The organism is Candidatus Zixiibacteriota bacterium (genome assembly GCA_019038695.1).
GTDB lineage: Bacteria > Zixibacteria > MSB-5A5 > GN15 > FEB-12 > B120-G9.
On the sequence record JAHOYZ010000035.1, the window covers coordinates 26,049 to 42,703 of the forward strand.

General features: G+C 49.9%; 16 protein-coding genes and 1 tRNA gene. All 17 read right to left on the minus strand.

Features of this window, described 5'->3' with window-relative positions:
- Window position 1: 1 nt before the first annotated feature.
- The 17 genes from KOO62_11305 to KOO62_11385 all read right to left on the minus strand — a co-directional run bounded on the left by KOO62_11305 (window position 2) and on the right by KOO62_11385 (window position 16,467).
- A complete protein-coding gene (locus tag KOO62_11305; protein ID MBU8934576.1) occupies window positions 2–766 on the minus strand; it encodes a motility protein A in 765 nt (254 codons plus the stop codon).
- 236 nt (window positions 767–1,002) lie between these two features.
- Entirely contained in the window at window positions 1,003–2,355 is a 1,353-nt protein-coding gene (locus tag KOO62_11310; GenBank protein ID MBU8934577.1) for a sigma-54 dependent transcriptional regulator, read from the minus strand.
- Window positions 2,352–3,695 carry a PAS domain S-box protein gene (locus KOO62_11315; protein MBU8934578.1) on the minus strand — a complete coding sequence of 448 codons (1,344 nt, stop codon included), beginning with the start codon at window positions 3,693–3,695 and terminating at the stop codon, window positions 2,352–2,354. The genes KOO62_11310 and KOO62_11315 overlap by 4 nt, the downstream gene beginning before the upstream one ends.
- Window positions 3,696–3,762: 67 nt before the next feature.
- Complete coding sequence (locus KOO62_11320) at window positions 3,763–4,866, minus strand: chemotaxis response regulator protein-glutamate methylesterase (GenBank protein ID MBU8934579.1); 1,104 nt, start codon at window positions 4,864–4,866, stop codon at window positions 3,763–3,765.
- A gap of 14 nt (window positions 4,867–4,880) precedes the next feature.
- Window positions 4,881–6,698, minus strand: coding sequence for a chemotaxis protein CheA (locus KOO62_11325; GenBank protein MBU8934580.1), 1,818 nt, complete (start codon window positions 6,696–6,698; stop codon window positions 4,881–4,883).
- A gap of 63 nt (window positions 6,699–6,761) precedes the next feature.
- Window positions 6,762–7,346 carry a protein phosphatase CheZ gene (locus tag KOO62_11330; protein MBU8934581.1) on the minus strand — a complete coding sequence of 195 codons (585 nt, stop codon included), beginning with the start codon at window positions 7,344–7,346 and terminating at the stop codon, window positions 6,762–6,764.
- Window positions 7,347–7,369: 23 nt separating this feature from the next.
- Window positions 7,370–7,735, minus strand: coding sequence for a response regulator (locus tag KOO62_11335; GenBank protein ID MBU8934582.1), 366 nt, complete (start codon window positions 7,733–7,735; stop codon window positions 7,370–7,372).
- Between the two features lie 39 nt (window positions 7,736–7,774).
- A complete protein-coding gene (locus KOO62_11340; protein ID MBU8934583.1) occupies window positions 7,775–8,146 on the minus strand; it encodes a response regulator in 372 nt (123 codons plus the stop codon).
- A gap of 29 nt (window positions 8,147–8,175) precedes the next feature.
- Window positions 8,176–9,186: a protein-glutamate O-methyltransferase CheR gene (locus tag KOO62_11345; GenBank protein ID MBU8934584.1), complete on the minus strand. Its 1,011-nt coding sequence runs from the start codon at window positions 9,184–9,186 to the stop codon at window positions 8,176–8,178.
- Window positions 9,187–9,239: 53 nt separating this feature from the next.
- Entirely contained in the window at window positions 9,240–9,629 is a 390-nt protein-coding gene (locus tag KOO62_11350; protein MBU8934585.1) for a response regulator, read from the minus strand.
- Complete coding sequence (locus KOO62_11355; protein ID MBU8934586.1) at window positions 9,629–11,536, minus strand: HEAT repeat domain-containing protein; 1,908 nt, start codon at window positions 11,534–11,536, stop codon at window positions 9,629–9,631. The genes KOO62_11350 and KOO62_11355 overlap by 1 nt, the downstream gene beginning before the upstream one ends.
- Before the next feature lie 29 nt (window positions 11,537–11,565).
- On the minus strand, window positions 11,566–11,916 hold the full coding sequence (locus tag KOO62_11360) for an STAS domain-containing protein (GenBank protein MBU8934587.1): 351 nt from the start codon (window positions 11,914–11,916) through the stop codon (window positions 11,566–11,568).
- An 18-nt stretch (window positions 11,917–11,934) separates the two neighbouring features.
- Window positions 11,935–12,366, minus strand: a complete 432-nt coding sequence (locus tag KOO62_11365; GenBank protein MBU8934588.1) for an ATP-binding protein — start codon at window positions 12,364–12,366, stop codon at window positions 11,935–11,937.
- Window position 12,367: 1 nt separating this feature from the next.
- A complete protein-coding gene (locus KOO62_11370) occupies window positions 12,368–13,672 on the minus strand; it encodes a SpoIIE family protein phosphatase (GenBank protein MBU8934589.1) in 1,305 nt (434 codons plus the stop codon).
- 107 nt (window positions 13,673–13,779) lie between these two features.
- Window positions 13,780–15,087 carry a ribosome biogenesis GTPase Der gene (der, locus tag KOO62_11375; protein ID MBU8934590.1) on the minus strand — a complete coding sequence of 436 codons (1,308 nt, stop codon included), beginning with the start codon at window positions 15,085–15,087 and terminating at the stop codon, window positions 13,780–13,782.
- Between the two features lie 2 nt (window positions 15,088–15,089).
- Window positions 15,090–16,373 (minus strand): DUF512 domain-containing protein, encoded by a 1,284-nt coding sequence (locus KOO62_11380; GenBank protein MBU8934591.1) that lies wholly within the window; start codon window positions 16,371–16,373, stop codon window positions 15,090–15,092.
- A 22-nt stretch (window positions 16,374–16,395) separates the two neighbouring features.
- A tRNA-Gly gene (locus tag KOO62_11385) sits at window positions 16,396–16,467 on the minus strand.
- Window positions 16,468–16,655 lie beyond the last annotated feature (188 nt).

Here is a 16,655-nt window from a genome sequence, read left to right on the forward strand (position 1 = left end):
GCTATTCCTCGTGGAAACGATGGGTCGGAGCAATGAAGGATAGCAGTCTGGTTCTGATATTGCGGGGGTTGTCGCCGCCCTGCAGAGCCAGAACACCTTCGGTAATAAGTTCCAGGTGCGTCATTTCTTCTTCGTGGCGCATCCGAAGTTTGTCCGACAACGGTAAGAAAAAGAGATTGGCAAGGCCAACACCCCAGAGAGTGGCAATAAATGCGGCTGCTATGTGGCTGGCCATTTTTGAGGCATCGGAAGTTGAACCAAGCGTGTGAACCAGTCCCAGCACGGTACCGAGAATACCCATTGTAGGCGCGAAGCCACCTGCTTTTTTAAAGAAATTAATACCTCGCTTGTGACGTTCCTCAATCTGGACAATCTCCGTGTCAAGGATATCCCGCAGTGAATCGAAATCGGTTCCATCGATCACCAGCCGAATCGCCTTCCTGAAGAACGGATGCTGGATAGTCTTCAGGTCCGCCTCCAATCCGAGGATACCTTCTCGTCGTGCCTTTTCCGCCAATCGCACCAACCGGTCAATCGTATCCGTAAGAACCAGGGATCGATTAAATGCGGCCACTTTGATGTAATGAGGAATCCGACGAACAGTATCAAACGAAGTAGTGATAGTCGTTGCACCGAGCGTGCCACCGACAACGATCAGCAAGGGTGCGGTGAGGAAGACCGTCTCCAACCGGCCCCCTTCGAGAAGAAAGGAACCTCCCACCGCGCCAACAGCAACAGCCAGTCCAAGTAATGTCGCAAAATCCATATGCTTCGGCACCACCTATTTAAGAGTCAAGCTCGCATTCCAATTACGCGCTAAGTTTCGCATGCTGTTTGTATCGGCAGGATGGTGGAAATGTGAAGCAACTCTTATGGCATAATTAATAAAGCTATAATTTAACCGGGGAGGTTAGAAAACGAATGCGATGGCTTGTGATTCTGTATGTCAGCGATCGCACGCCGGGAACCTTGACCCGACGCGCCACAGCAATACTTAGTCAGCTATCTTTTGCCGGCCAGTCCGTATTCGACCAGCTTATTGCGAATTGTCCGCGATGACACACCCAACGCTTCGGCTGCTTGGGTTTTGTTGCCATTGAACTTCTCGAGGGTTTTCAGGATAAGATACTTGGATCCCTCCTCCAACCTCATGGGAACCTTCAACTGAGGTAAGTCATCGGCCACTCTTCCCAGAGCAAGTTCGGTAGGAAAATCATCACTTGTCAGAATATCTGATTGACCCGTCACAACCGCCCGCTCGACCAGATTCTCCAGCTCTCTCACATTTCCCGGCCAGTGGTAACTCATCAATAAAGCCAACGCGGACTTATCAACCCCCTTCACCGAACGCCCGTTTTCCCGATTGTACTTTCCGATGAAGTGATCCACCAAGAGGTTAATGTCCTCGCGGCGTTCCTCGAGCGGAGCAAGATGAATGGGAATCACATTCAGGCGATAGAAAAGGTCTTCACGGAACTTGCCATCGGCAATGTGTCTTTTCAGATCACGATTCGAGGTAGCAATAAGTCGCACATCTACAGATATTGGCGTGGTCGAACCCACTCGTTCAAACTCACGCTCCTGAATAACGCGCAGCAATTTAGATTGCAGGTTAAAGGGCATCTCCGATATTTCATCAAGGAGAAGGGTTCCGCCATCGGCCAGTTCAAAACGACCTCGGTGGGTTCGTTTGGCATCAGTGAAAGCGCCCTTCTCATGACCAAACAGTTCAGTCTCGACAAGGTTCTCAGGCAAAGCGGCACAGTTGAGCGTAACGAACGGCTTATCTTTGCGGTCGGAAGAATAGTGAATGGCGCGTGCCACCATCTCCTTGCCTGTACCCGAGTCGCCGGAAATCATGATGGTTGAGCGGGCCGAGGCGACTGACCGAATCAAATCAAATATGTCTCTCATAGCGCTGGACTTGCCAATGATATTCTGAAATTTGTGTTCCAGGTCCTGACGCATGGTCTGGTTCTCGGAACGCAGACTCAGCACCTCGGTGATCCGTGACAATACATGAGCCACCGTCTCCGGAAGCACCGGCTTGATAAGGAAATCGTATGCACCACTCTTGATGGCCCTGACAGCAGTATCAATAGTGCCATAGGCAGTCATAATCACAACCACCGATTCCGGACTGACCTTCTTGATCCGCTCAAGCACTTCTATCCCATCCATGGCTTTCATCTTCAGATCGGTCAGAACAATATCGTAAGTTCGATCATTGAATGCAGCCATTGCCTCTTCACCGGAGAACACGGCCTTGCAATAGTGACCGGTCCGACGAATTGTCTCCTCCATCAACTCATTTACGAGGACATCATCATCAACAACCAGAACCGAAAATTTCATGCTCTGTGCTCCATGTTATCAGTATTCGTCCTGAAAGGTAGCAGCAACCGAAAGACAGCCCCTCCGCTGTCCCGGTTCTCTGCCACAATATTTCCTCCGTGCGCCTTCATTATCTTCCAGACCATTGCCAGCCCAAGTCCATTCCCATCCATTCGCGTAGTGAAAAATGGTGCAAATATCTTCTCCAAATTGTCTTTCTCAATCCCCGGGCCATCGTCGGCAATATTGATCACAACAACGCCTTCATCCGACTCTAATAACAGCTTCTCCCCCCATTGCCGCACTCCTTCATCCTGAAGGAGATATTCAACATTGATCTCAATACAACCGTTGCCTGAAAAAGACTCGATCGCGTTGGCAAAAAGATTGCGAAAAACCTGCTTCATCAGGATGGGATCGATACTCACCTCTATCGGCTCGTCTACTTCCGCCAGAATATCACCAAGCACAATATCAACGTCTTGAGACACCGTCGGATTATCCTGTCCAAACTGCCGAATCGTGGAAATAAGGTAATCCCGCAGAACTACTTCGGTCTGATTGGTTTTCTCCGACCGGGCATAGTCCAACAAGGTTGTAACAGTGTGATTAAGCGTTTCAACGCCCCGACGGATGTTGTCTGCCAATCGGAACCGAGGATCGGATTTATCAAGGTCCTGGGTCAACAACGCCGCGAAGCCACCAATTCCAGAAAGTGGATTACGCACTTCGTGCGCAATAGTTGCTGCCATCTCCCCCATTGCAGCCAGGGTGTTAAGACGCGCAAATTCCTGCTCCATCTTCTTCATCTTGGTCATATCCTGAAAGACTTCCACCGCCCCCGCTGGTTGCCCTTCATTGTCGCGCATTACCGCCGTTGATACCGACAAGAAGCGTCGGATGCCGTTGGTCAGCTCTATTTGTCGCTCGGTAGACTCGACCGGTTGAGCACGCTGCGAAGTTCGCAATGCGTTCGCCTCGGACGGGGTTCCAGGAGGGATCATATCCCGGTAGAGACTCCCTCGAACATCCTCTGCCTTCAAACCAAGAATACGCTCCGCTGCCAGATTGAAGTGGGTAATGCGGCCGTCTCGGTCCACCGCTACGACCCCGGCCGAGATTGAGTGAAGTATCCCGTTGAGGAACTCGGTAGCCTGAAGATTACGTTCAGTCAACTCGACAAGTAGAGTATTGGCCTCCGCAAGTTCCTGGTTCTGTGCCGAAAATCCCTCTTCCAGCTCAATATACTTGCGCTGGAGGGTATTGATCACTCGAGTAAACGATGCGTAGGACTCGGTAAAGCGTGAAACTTCGTTGGCCGTACTCGATTCCTTCAGAACCGCACTCCGTTCGTCATCCATAACATAACCCATTCACCATAAATAAAAACAATAGAGAGCGAGGAGTTGTTTTCAACAAAAACTTGGATTAGAAGTAGGATACGATTTCCTGCGCGACCTGCTCAATCGGTACAATATGATCGCAAACACCAGCCTCGGCAGCCGCGCGGGGCATTCCGTAGACAATACAGGTTGGTTCATCCTGAGCGATGATGACACCACCGCCTGATTTCACTTTACGCAGTCCAGTAACACCATTGCTGCCCATACCGGTTAGAATCACGCCAAGGATAGCGCGGTGATAAGACGCCGCCACTGAGTCCAGCATGACATCGACGCACGGCTTGTATAATGTATCCGAAGGTTCTGATGAGACTCTAACGTAAGCCTTGGCACCAGCTTTGTTCACGGTCATTTGTTGACCGCCCGGGGCTATAAGCACTGTACCAGCTTCCACCGGATCGCCGTCAGCAGCTTCTTTGACGTGCAATTCTGAAAGCCCATTAAGACGCTCCGCTAATGATTTCGTAAACTTGGGCGGCATGTGTTGCGCAATCACGATTCCGGCCGGAAGATTGCGTGGCAACCGAGGAATGACTTCAGCCAGAGCTGGCGGTCCACCTGTAGAGGAACCAATTGCTATTATACCTACCTGATGGTTACGCTTTCGTATAGTTTTGACAACCGAGACAGATTTTCTGGGAACTCCACTCCTGCCCGGCGACGTTTTCATGCGCCCGGCTGATCGGGTTCCTCGGAAGCGAGCCATCAGCAGCGATTTGCGCTTGACAATATTCTTGATCTTGGCCACCAGTTCTTCCCTGATCTTGACAATATCAAGACTGACGTAGGAAAGTTCCTTGGGAATAAAATCGACCGCCCCCATTTCGAGGGCGTCAAGTGTAGCCCGAGCGCCATCGGTGGTCAGTGATGAAATCATCATCACCGGGACGGGATGCTTAGCCATGATTTCACGGAGAGCGGTCAGACCATCCATGCGCGGCATCTCAATATCCATGGTGACCAAATCCGGCTTGAGATGACGGACTTTCTGGATACCCTCTTCACCATCTCGAGCAGTGCCGACGACCTTGATCGCGGGGTCGGACTCCAACATCATAGAGATCGCTTTGCGCATAAAGGCGGAGTCATCTACGACGAGGATGCGAATCTGTTGTAATTTAACTGTCATCGAAACCCGCTTAATTAGCTTATCTTTCTGGCCACGCTGAACATCCCGGCAATATCTACAATGAGCCGAATGCGTCCGTCGCCAAGGATCGTCGCACCTGCCACTCCCTCTGTTGCCCCGAGGTAGTTGCCCAACGACTTGATGACCACCTCTTCCTGACCCAGGAAACGATCTACTATGATTCCGAGTTTCTTCTCAGCCAAGCCCACAATGACAATGTACGGTTTCTCTGTCATAATGAACCCGTGGGAATTGGCGCGGAGGATCTCGGCCAAATTGATGATCGGTATGATCTCGTCTCGCAGCCGCAGAACGGGCCGTTTGTTAATGTAGAACACTTCGGCCTGCTCGGTCTTAACTGTCTCCAACACCGACGCCAACGGCAGGATGAATACTTCGTCATCACTCTCCACCAACAGGCCCTGAATGATAGCCAGTGTTAGCGGCAGCTTGATCGTAATCGAAGAACCCTTGCCCTCCTTCGTATCAAGCTCGATCAATCCATTTAGTTTCTCGATATTGGAACGCACGACATCCATTCCCACGCCCCGACCGGAAACATCAGTCACCACTTTGGCCGTTGAGAAACCTGCCTCGAAAACATACCTGACAATTTCACGCTCAGACATCCTGGCCAGAGCGTCCTCAGTAGTCAATCCGCGTTCGATAGCTTTGTCCTTGATTGCCTGCAGAGCAAACCCACGACCGTCATCGGTAATCTTGATAATGATATGAGACCCTTCCTGGCAGGCCTCAAGATGTACCGATCCTTTGGCCGGTTTTCCGGCCGCGACACGATCCTCGGCAGATTCGAGGCCATGGTCACAGGAATTGCGAATAATATGAACCAGTGGGTCGCCAATCTCTTCAATCACACTGCGATCGAGTTCAGTACTTTCGCCGGATATCTTCAGTTCGATTTGCTTGCCGGAATCGCGGGAGAGATCTCGCACCAAACGCGGAAAACGACCAAACACTTTGCCAATGGGTTGCATACGCATCTTCATCACGGCCATTTGCAATTCAGTCGTAATGAAGTTGATCGCGGTCGCCGCATTGTTGATACCCTCAAAATTTTGGTCTCCCTCATGATCCCGGTTCAGTATCCCGAGGGACTGTTGCATGCTATTGCGACCCAGTACCAGTTCACCCATCATATTCATCAGCGTATCCACTCGCCCGACATCAACTCGAATCGTCTGATCGCCTGACTTCCGGGACGGTTTAGAAGGAGAGGGTTTACCGGAGCTCTTGGCCGGTGCTGAAGGGGCCGACTTGGTTGGCACCTCCAAAACTGCTACCGCTTCCTGTGTTTCTGCTACAAACGCCGGCTCCGTGTCGAAGTTTGGCGGGGCAACAGCTTCAGCGGTTGTGGATTCCTCAGGTATTTCGAAGGTGGGCGCATCGGGAGCTGCATCTTCGGGACTCATTGTCAACGAATCAGCGTTGCCGTCAGTGCCACCCTCCATTATTACGATCAGACGCTTAGTAACATCGGTAAGATCAAGTTCTTCGCTGTTGCCTTCGCGAACGTTTTCAAGGAGCACCTTCAATATATCGAGCGATTCGAGCAGGATGTCCATTACTTCCGGAGTAACGACCATCTCGGACTTACGAAGCTTATTAAGAATATCTTCCATCTTGTGGGTCAGTGAAGTAACCTGCTCAAACCCAAGGAAACTGGATGTTCCTTTTATCGTGTGTGCTGCCCGGAATATCTCGTTGAGCAAATCAAGGTCGTCGGGAGTAGTCTCGAGCTTGACGAGGTTCGTGTCCAGTGATGCGATGAGTTCGTCTGCTTCAACCAGGAAATCATCAATGATTTCCTTCATCTCATCCTGGTCCAATTCAAAAGCGTCGGACATTGTTTAGCCTCGTTTATATTCGGAGTATCGTTACTTGCCGGAGAAGAGCGAGTCTATGTCCGCCTGGGTTGTCTTAGTGTTGGTAAACTCAGCATTCGGATCAAACACTCGTTCCTTATGTTCGACTGTCGCTTCAGCCACATCATTGGAACCTTGAATGACACTGACGATTGAGTTCAAACGAGTCTCAAGGCTCTCAAGTAAACTTGCCGCATGATTCATTTGCTGAGCTGTGATATCCTGAAACTGAAGCGCATCCATAATCAGAAAGGCATCCTCGTAGTTCGTCTGAACCTTCTTGATCAAAGCATCCACAGATGGAGCAAAGTCGCCTAGATCGCCGTCTACCACTTTCACCTTGATGGCCTTCAGACCCTGAATCACCTCTTCCTCTCGCTGGGAAATACCTTCAACCTTATCGAGCATCTGATGAGCAGCTGCTTCTGTCTGTTCGCTGATCTTGTCGAGCTGTTCAGTCGCCCGGGGAACGGTCTCCCTGGATTCTGCCAACGGATTCTGTAGCTGCCGGAACTTGTCAACAACTTCGGTGATTGAAGACGCAAGTGCGACAACTTCAGACTGCATCTTCTGATATAGTTTTTCACTGATAGCCATTAGTGCCTCCTTGTTGCCTTCACTCAGGCTTTAAGAACCTGCTCAATTTTTTCTTTGAGCGTGTCCGGGGTGAATGGTTTTACGATATAGTTGTTGACGCCAGCTTTGAGCGCTTCGACGATGTCATCCTTAACCGACCGGGTCGTAACCATCAGGATCGGCAGAGTCTTATACTTATCCATACCCCTCACGGTTGTGACAAAGGTCAGGCCGTCCATCTCGGGCATATTCCAGTCCGTGATGATGAAGTTTACGTCTTCAACTTTCAGTTTTGCAAGGGCATCTTTACCGTCGCCAGCCTCCACCACATCAGCATAGCCCGCTCTTTTGAGCGTATTGATGATGATGCGGCGCATGGTCGGACTGTCATCGACTGCGAGGATTTTCAGATCTGCCACGTTACCTCCGCATGTTTATTTGCTTGATGTTCATTTCAAATGCTTGGATACTTCGTCCAGTAACAGAGATGACTTGAATGGTTTGACCAAGTACGAACTTGCACCTACCTCCAAACCACGCACACGGTCCTCTTCCGAGTCTTCAGACGAGAGTATTATTATCGGTGTCTGGGCGTGCTCCTCGCTCTCCCTTAATGTGTGGATGAGACTATACCCGTCCAGATTGGGCATATTGAGATCAGTTATAACCAACGCGATCTCTTCTTGAGCCCCTGATATTGTCTCAATTGCCTCCATACCGTCGCCTGCCGTCAGGACATTGTAGCCCTTGTTCTTCAGAGAGAACGAGACGAACTTCACAACAGTCGTAGAATCATCAACAACAAGGATTGTCTGTGCCATTTAGCTTATCCTATCTCAGTAATCGTTCGTCACTTCTTAACCGTCATCGGCTTAATCTTGCGGAGAAGATCTATCGCCTTTGACGCACCACTAGTTGCCCCCATGCTGGATATTTTGGATGTCGTCGGCAGCCGCTTAGCAGTAAGTCCGGCCCCGGTGGACGGCTTGGTTGTAGTAACACCGACCGCCTCCTTCCGATAAACCAACGCGTTCTTCAAATATACCAGCTTGAATGATTTGGAGATGCCGTGGAGAGTCTCCGAGTGGCCTATGAAAAAGTTACCACCGGGCCTCAGGCTATTGTAAAAACCACGTACAATCTGTCGCTTCACTTCGTCGGAGAAATAGATCATAACGTTCCGACAAAAGATCGTATCACAATTGGAATTGAGCGAGATCATACGTGATTCGCTGAGATTGACGAATGAAAATTTAACCATGGCCTTGATCTCAGGTTTCACCCGATAGAGATCGTCAATTTTGTCGAAGTATTTGGTCAGTTGCTGGGGCTGCACATTACGCAAAGTGATCCCACTATATTCTCCCCGGCGTGCCTTCTGGAGCACTTCTTCGGAGATATCATTGGCTATAATCTCCACCTTCCACCCTGGTTTGGCCGCAAGTTGTTCCATGCAAATCATTCCCAGAGTGTAGGGCTCTTCGCCGGTAGAACATCCCGCCGACCAGATCTTGATGACCTTTGGTCTACCCTCCTCCGTTTTCTCCTTGATAATCGACGGCAGCACTTCTTCGGCAAAGCAGCGCAACTGCGGTTCGTTGCGGAAAAAACTGGTCTCATTAGTAGTCATGAGATCCATAAGGTGATGGAATTCTTTCATTGAGGTGTCATATTTAACGTGGTAGAAGTAGTCCTTGTAGGTCTTGAATGAAAGCTCAGCCATACGCCTATCCAATCGATTCTTGACCAGATACATCTTGTTTGAGGCGAAGAACATACCACTTTTTTCGTGAATAAAGTCGCGAATCAGCTCGAACTCTTCATCCGTCATCTTCAGTTCTTCGGTCGTATTATCCAGCATCAGTGATCCTTATTTGCCGTGCAGCCAAAATCGAGCGCTCGTAGGGTCGAACATCACGATTCGTTAACTGCTCCCTTTGAGCCCTCAAGTTGCGCCTTAATCGTTTTATATAACCGATTGATATTGAACGGCTTCGTTACATAGTCCGCAACCCGACTCCGAAGCGCTTCTACCGCTGAATCAACCGACGGATACGCTGTCATTATGATCACCGGGATATCCGGAAAGGACGAGCGCATCTCGGAAGTGAGCGCCAATCCATCCATATCCGGCATCCGAAGATCAGTCAGCACCAGATCGACTTTTCGATTACCTAGAATTTCGAGTGCCTTCTGGCCATTTTCGGCCACCGATGTCTGCCACCCCTGACTCACGAAAAAATCGTAAAGGAGATCTCGAATCAGTAGCTCATCATCGACTATTAGAATTGATCCCTCTGGCATCAGCTAACTCCTTCTAATGATGAGACGGCTTCCCGGACGGCCGAAATGAGATCCTCATTCTTCTCGCCATCAAGCTCGCGGATATCAGAAAGTGCCTCGCGGCAACCCAGTTGTGCCAACGCCTTTGTGGTTGCAATCTTGATGATATCCTGATCGTCACGCAGGTACGGGCGCAGATATTCACCAAACTGGCTTTGACCTGTTCCTGCAATAGTGATTATCGTGTGATACCTAACCCAGACATCGCCATCATCCAGCAGGAATCGAATATTGTCGACAGCAGACTCTCCTTTGAGGGCTATCAAGGCTGATACCGCAGCCTTGCGCACACCGCTATTCTCGTCGTTAAGAGCCTGTAGTAGCAGGTCGGTATCAACGTCGTGACCTATCTTTGTAAGAGCACAGATGGCCGAACGTCGAACACTGGCCTCGGGATGACTGGCGGCCTTCAGCAGCGGTTCCACTACCTCGGCTTCACCGATCATTCCCAGTGAAATAACAGCCAGGCGCTGCCGTTCAATGTCCTCGTGGTAGAGATCGGCAGTAAGCTTGGCTACAACCTTGGTTCCACCTACTATAATAAGAGCACCTACAGCGGCCTCACGAACATCCGGATAGGGATCGTCGAGTCCGGTCAGAAGAAAGTCGACATCTTGTTCACTACAGAGCCAACCTGCAGACCTGAAGGCGGCCGAACGAACATGTCCCACTTCATCACGTGCCATTTTTTTCAACGTCGGCAGAACTTTGTCGCTGCCGGAGCCACCCATGACACCTGCAATCCTGGCCCGGACTTCGGGGGCCTCATCGTCGGCATACTTGATCAAACTGGCCGCGATATTCTCGTCAGCGTATTGCTTAAGAATGTCAAGGATGATCACTTTGGCTTGCGGTGTTGCTTTCGGAAATTTCTGGAGAAGAACGCTGGAAGCTGAAGCTCCAGCCTGCCCGAGAGCTTCAATGAAGCGACACGAGTTTTCCTCGTCCACTGAGTCAAGGACGTCCACTATGGACTCAACGACGTTCTTGCCATACCAGCAAGAAAGACGAGCAAGAATGAAGTCGGTAATCCGCTTGTCCTTGCGCTTGACACCATCAAATAGGTGCTCGACAAAACGATCGAGAGGCAGGTCGTAGTCCAGTCGTCCGTTGTTGGCAGCACTAATATTGATGATCGCCATCAGTGCTACCTCAGCAATAGTCGTGTCGTTATCGTCAAGAATGGGTACAAGCTTTTCGATTGACCCCAACATACCGGTGAAACCAATGGCTTCAATCGAAGCATATTTGATCATCGGATCATCGGTCTCAAGATAGCCAAAGAGTGTGTCCAGAGTACCAGGGTCACCGATCTTCCCCATGGCCTCAACGGCCTGGAGCCTGGCATCCTCAACCCGCTCGTAGACTTTTATCAACTCCGGGATACACTTCGGTGATCCAACTTCTCCCAAGGCCTCAGTGGCTGAAACAACAACATTAGAATTATCATCCCAGAGAGACTTACAAAGAGCGTCAACCGCAGTTTCATCCTTGATCAGGCCGAGGATATCAACTATGAACTTTCTAATGTCATAGTCATCGTCGGCCAGGTTGTCGATAAGGGGCTGCACTGCCGGTTGGCCTATCTTGATCAGTATCTCAGAGGCCAGATTGCGGGTACCAATGTCTTCATGGCCCAGGAAGCGTATCAAGAGATGGGCTCCTGTTTGGCTCTTCGTCTGGACCAACATGTCGGCTGCCAACTCGCGTATCCCCATATCAGGATCATCAAGGGCGGTCACCAGGCCAGCAATGGCCTCGTCCTGATCGTGCTCACCCAGTTTCTTGACGGCATCCTCGCGTTCAAAGAAATCCGGCGACTGCAACTGAGCCAACAACTCCACTATTTTATCGAATCCATTTGTCATGAATCATGCTCCCCTAATAGTGAATGTCCTCAGCTGGCCGAAACTGTACTGTAGGAATTCAGGGCTTCTTCTTCAGTAGCAAATATTTCGAAAATGTGAGATAACTGAGTGATGTCGAAAATCTCCTGGACATAGCTGGCCAGATTAGACAGGGTCAGACGCCCCTTAATAAGCCGACTTTCTTTCATTATTGAAACCAGCGAACCCAATCCGGAACTGTTAATGAACTCCACCCCTTTGAGATTGAGGTGAATCGAGGTCTTGTTCTGTCCGAAGCAACTCTTGATCTCTTCCTTCAGAGCAGTTCCGCTGGCAAGGTCAAGGCGCCCCTCAAGACTCAGGATGATGATCCCACCCTCTTCTTTCATAGTAGTATCCATGACATCCTCCACATATACTTAGTTTTGTAAAATCTTACTGTAATCTTCTTGTCGGTCGAATGTAGCCGATACCTTAAGTCCCCCTGTCTTCGTGCAGTGAAATTTAATATTGTTAGCAAAGTGCTCCATAAGGCCAATACCCCGACCACTTTCCGCCATCGGGTCTGGTGCCACGCGACTGCGCGAGAAGCCAGTGCCTCCCTCTCCCTGATCGGTTACACTAATTTTGATTTGGGTTGTGTTTATCTCAATTTCGATTGTGATTATCTTGTTGGGATCCAGTCTGTTGCCATGAATCAGAGCGTTAATAAACGCTTCAGAGGTTGTCTGCATGACAGCGTTGCCAACATCTCTGCTGATCTGGTGTTTGGCCAGAGTTGCCTCCAGTTGGTTAAGCATTTGCTCCTCTGACTCGGCGATTGAACTGTATGTATAGCAGTATCGCGCCATTCTATTCCACCTTCACCTGGAGAATTGTGAAATCATCGTGCGAGTCTTCCGATGATCCCACATTGAAACGATCTACCCACTCTTTCACCTTCATGCAAAATTCGGCTGGTTCAAGGCCTACTTCAGCTGAAAATACCTGCTCTGCTCGCTCCCGACCAAACATACGTCCCTCGGCATCTTCCGCTTCAGTCAGACCATCGGTGAAAAGAAAAAGCCTGTCACCTGACGCAATAGACCGACTACCTTCCTTAAATGTTACCCCACCAAACTGGCCTACAATCGGCCCTCCCTCGGAAAGTTCGACGATCTTCTGCTCATCATTACTCCAAAACAGACCGGGAAGGTGTCCACCATTGCAATATGTGATCTTCATATCTTCCAAATCAAACTTGGCGAAAAACATCGTGATGAACATCTCTCGTTCCTTGATAATCTCTTCCACCAGCAAATCATTGAGCCGCATGGCCAGGCCGCTGATTGAAATCGACGGGCGTTCGGTCACGATTGATTTCATGATTCCCGCCGCGGCCGCCATCACCAGCGCCGCAGGTACTCCCTTATTCGAAACATCGCCAAGTATTACCAGGAATCTCTTTTCATCGATTTGATGAGTCTGGTAAAAATCGCCGCCAACTTCCCGCGCCGGAAAATATACAGCGCCTATCTCACAACCTGGGATTTCGGCAATATCGTGTGGTAGGATTGTCCCCTGAATCTCGCGAGCAATTGTCATTTCTTGCTCGATCTTCTGTCTACCCAGCTGTTCCTCCAGCAGGAGTGAATTGTCGATAGCAACCGCCACGAAGTTTAGAAGCATTTCGAGGCTTTCCCGATTCTCGTCGTCAAATCCCCCGCCATTAGCCTTGTTGATCATTAACATCACGCCATGACAATGATCTGCAGTTTGAATGGGAAGGCAGATGATGGAATCAATGGCAATACCTCCTTCATCCCTGACCCCCAGATCGTTTAGTATGACTGTCTCGCGATTCTGATAACAGTAGGTTGGAAGATCAGTGTTGTTACGATAAACGAGCGATCGCACGAAACTCTCCTGGACACCCCAGGAAATCTTCAGGACAAGTTTGTCCTCCTCCTCCAGCATGATCAATCCGACTTCGCCATCAGCTAATCTGATAGCCATATCCATGACAACCGACAGAACGGAATTTATCTCGTGGATCGACGTGATCACCGCTCCCATTGTCGCCAGGTCTCTTAGCTCGGCCTTCTTAGATGCAAGCTTTGCTTCGAGTTCATCGGGCGTCAAATCGAGCTCGCGCTTAACTATTGACGAATAAGACATACGTCCCTGTTATCGTCAGCGAGCACTAATAATTAACACGCTATCACACACCACTGTGTCGGCGCAACCGCATCTGTGGCTTGAAAATATACTCTAAACTGTTGGAATTATTTGCGAAGGAACTTGAGTCGGAACGACACACCCTCAAAACCAAATTCGGCGCGTATCTGATTGGCAATATACCTGATGTATGCTTTTTCGATCAGTTTGGGCTGGTTAGTGAAGATAATAAAAGTCGGCGGTGCCACTTCGGATTGCGTGATGTAGTTAAACTTGATGTATTTCCCGCGACGAGCTGGCGGATGCTGACGACCGACAATCTTCTGCAGAAAAACATTGAGTTCCGATGTCGGAACGCGTTTCAGATTCTCGCGGTGAGTGTCGGAGGCAAGAGACAACACCCGGGGAACACGCTGGCCTGAAAGCGCTGAGATATATACCAACGGTAGATAGGCGTACTTCGCAAGTGTATCTTTGATGGCGACGGTGAATTCATCGGCCGTTCGGGAATCCTTCTCAATAAGGTCCCACTTGTTAACCGCCAGGATTGCTGGTCGGCGTGCGGAGACAACCTCCTCAAGCACTCTCTGATCCTGTGATGTGACTTTGTCCTGAGCGTCAATGAGAACGATGGCCACATCGCAGTTTTCAATCGCTCGACTGGTTCGTAACGTGGTGTAGAACTCTATGTTTTCCTGAACCTTGTAACTCCGTCTGAGACCAGCCGTGTCCACCAGAATATACTCTTGTCCATCATACTCGAACGGTGTATCAACAGCATCGCGCGTAGTTCCCGCTATCGGTGTGACAATGAGTCTTTCCTGGCCGATGAGCTTGTTAATAAACGATGACTTGCCAACATTCGGCCGTCCCACAACTGCCACACGGATAGCTTCCCCTTGTTCCGTCCCGATCCTATCCTCGGTCGATAATTTGCTCACGACAATGTCCAGAAGATCACCGATACCGCGTCCCACAGTGGCCGAAACAGGCACAGGCTCCCCCATCCCAAGGGCCATGAAATCGTAGATCTCCGCCTCGTCCCAATCGCTATCGACCTTGTTAGCCACCAAAATGCAGTTTCTGTCCGATCTGGTCAGGCTGTTGGCGAGAGTCCGATCAGCCGCATCGACCCCGGTCTTAACATCCACCATGAACATAATCAGATCGGCCTCATTCAAAGCAAACTCAGCCTGATCGAATATCGAGCGATCCATCTCCGCCTCGGCATTGGGAACCATTCCACCAGTGTCAACCAGTCGAAAGTTGATTCCGTTCCAGTCACAGACGGCATAGTTACGATCCCGCGTGACCCCCGGCTGTTCATGGACGACCGCAAGTCTCTTCTGCAGAAGTCTGTTAAATAACGACGACTTGCCTACATTGGGTCGGCCTACAATCGCGACGATCGGCATACTCATGAAAAAGCCTCCTTGACGGTGGCGGCGATATCGTACTGTCCCACCAGCACCGGTCGGTCCAGACACTCGCGAAACTGCCTCAGGGTAAGATCGTCGAGGAAAAGGTCATCTTCATTAAGACAATTCGGCGGCAAGACAATTGTGTCACACTTCTTCTGAACAGCTTTTGCTTCACGCAACAAATCCTGACCTGTCAATAGCCCGGATACGGTAACACCCTTGCCCCAGAATCGATTATCCACTGGAAGTATATCGAGAGCCAGACCTACTTCTTCCCTCACATACTTGTGTACATGTGACACAAGAGAGGAAATCGCTGATCGGCCCGTCATGAATGTGACGCTCTTTCTGGATTTCACATTCTTAAGTTGCGCTCGGCGACGATTAAACATCGTTATTGCCTCTCGAACCATTCCAACACCGTTCTCAAACTGAGGCATCTCCTCATATTCACATCGTCTGGGGAAAGACCGATCTGCCAGCACATAAAATTCATCTGCCGCCCAGATAAAGCGCGTTCCCAGTCGATCCAGAAAAGACCTTTGAAAATCGTCTACCTGCGCCAAAACCTTCTCGGCCAGTTGCGGCGTATAACGGTCCAACGGCGATAGTCGCTCACGATACTTCGTCAGGCCGACCGGGACCACCGCCAGGGACGAGACGCCCGGATGAAGATTCGCCAGATCGACAATTGTCTCCTCCAGATTATCACCATCATTGATGCCGGGGCAAAGGACAACTTGTGTATGCAGAGTGATGTTGTTTTCAGCGAGAAACTTCAGGCGCGAAAGAATCGGTTCCAGTTTACGGTTGCGCAGCATCCGACGCCGCAGGTCATCATCTGTTGTGTGTACCGATACATATAGTGGGGACAGACGCTGGGCTGCTATCCGTTTAAGTTCCTTATCGCTCGTATTGGCCAAAGTAACGAAGTTACCGTGCGTGAAAGACAGCCGGTAATCCTCGTCCTTGACATATAACGACCGCCGCATCCCTTTGGGCTGCTGATGTACAAAGCAGAAGATGCAATTACACTGGCAGGTGCGGACCTTCGGTTGTTCGAAGGTTAGTCCCAGTTGGGACGCTTCGAAATCCTCGAATTCGAACTCCAATTCCAGATTATCCTGGTCTGAAAATCGAATCGTTACTTCTTCCTCAGAGGTACGGAATTGAAAATCGATAGGATCGAACACAGCATGGTCATTGACAGCCACTACTTTGTCTCCCACCTCGATGTGTCCGAACAGTGGTGATAACCGATCTATGGCAACAATTCTCATCTCGTACAACCCATAAAAATACAGCGGGCGAGGAGGTTCGAACTCCCGACGTCAAGCTTGGGAAGCTTGCATTCTACCACTGAATTACGCCCGCCGACTATTTTACATTCGAAAAGAAATCTACTGGCTCAATAGTCGTTTGTCAATAGGCATCCACGACACACCAAGCAAGGGTAATATCTTTAGAAGTGTGTAAAAGACAAAAGGTGTATCCTAGAGTTTTCAACGACCCACAAAGGAGACACCTAATGCCTTATCGAGAATTGAATTTCGACAGTCACA

Excerpts from the sequence above, each read along its gene's own strand:
- KOO62_11340 (MBU8934583.1), bottom strand. The coding sequence starts at position 8,146 with ATGGCACAGACAATCCTTGTTGTTGATGATTCTACGACTGTTGTGAAG.
- KOO62_11310 (MBU8934577.1), bottom strand. The coding sequence starts at position 2,355 with ATGAAATTTTCGGTTCTGGTTGTTGATGATGATGTCCTCGTAAATGAG.
- KOO62_11365 (MBU8934588.1), bottom strand. The coding sequence starts at position 12,366 with ATGGCGCGATACTGCTATACATACAGTTCAATCGCCGAGTCAGAGGAG.
- KOO62_11360 (MBU8934587.1), bottom strand. The coding sequence starts at position 11,916 with ATGGATACTACTATGAAAGAAGAGGGTGGGATCATCATCCTGAGTCTT.
- KOO62_11320 (MBU8934579.1), bottom strand. The coding sequence starts at position 4,866 with ATGACAGTTAAATTACAACAGATTCGCATCCTCGTCGTAGATGACTCC.
- KOO62_11380 (MBU8934591.1), bottom strand. The coding sequence starts at position 16,373 with ATGAGAATTGTTGCCATAGATCGGTTATCACCACTGTTCGGACACATC.
- KOO62_11355 (MBU8934586.1), bottom strand. The coding sequence starts at position 11,536 with ATGACAAATGGATTCGATAAAATAGTGGAGTTGTTGGCTCAGTTGCAG.
- KOO62_11325 (MBU8934580.1), bottom strand. The coding sequence starts at position 6,698 with ATGAAGGAAATCATTGATGATTTCCTGGTTGAAGCAGACGAACTCATC.
- KOO62_11315 (MBU8934578.1), bottom strand. The coding sequence starts at position 3,695 with ATGGATGACGAACGGAGTGCGGTTCTGAAGGAATCGAGTACGGCCAAC.
- der (MBU8934590.1), bottom strand. The coding sequence starts at position 15,087 with ATGCCGATCGTCGCGATTGTAGGCCGACCCAATGTAGGCAAGTCGTCG.
- KOO62_11350 (MBU8934585.1), bottom strand. The coding sequence starts at position 9,629 with ATGCCAGAGGGATCAATTCTAATAGTCGATGATGAGCTACTGATTCGA.
- KOO62_11345 (MBU8934584.1), bottom strand. The coding sequence starts at position 9,186 with ATGCTGGATAATACGACCGAAGAACTGAAGATGACGGATGAAGAGTTC.
- KOO62_11370 (MBU8934589.1), bottom strand. The coding sequence starts at position 13,672 with ATGTCTTATTCGTCAATAGTTAAGCGCGAGCTCGATTTGACGCCCGAT.
- KOO62_11305 (MBU8934576.1), bottom strand. The coding sequence starts at position 766 with ATGGATTTTGCGACATTACTTGGACTGGCTGTTGCTGTTGGCGCGGTG.
- KOO62_11330 (MBU8934581.1), bottom strand. The coding sequence starts at position 7,346 with ATGGCTATCAGTGAAAAACTATATCAGAAGATGCAGTCTGAAGTTGTC.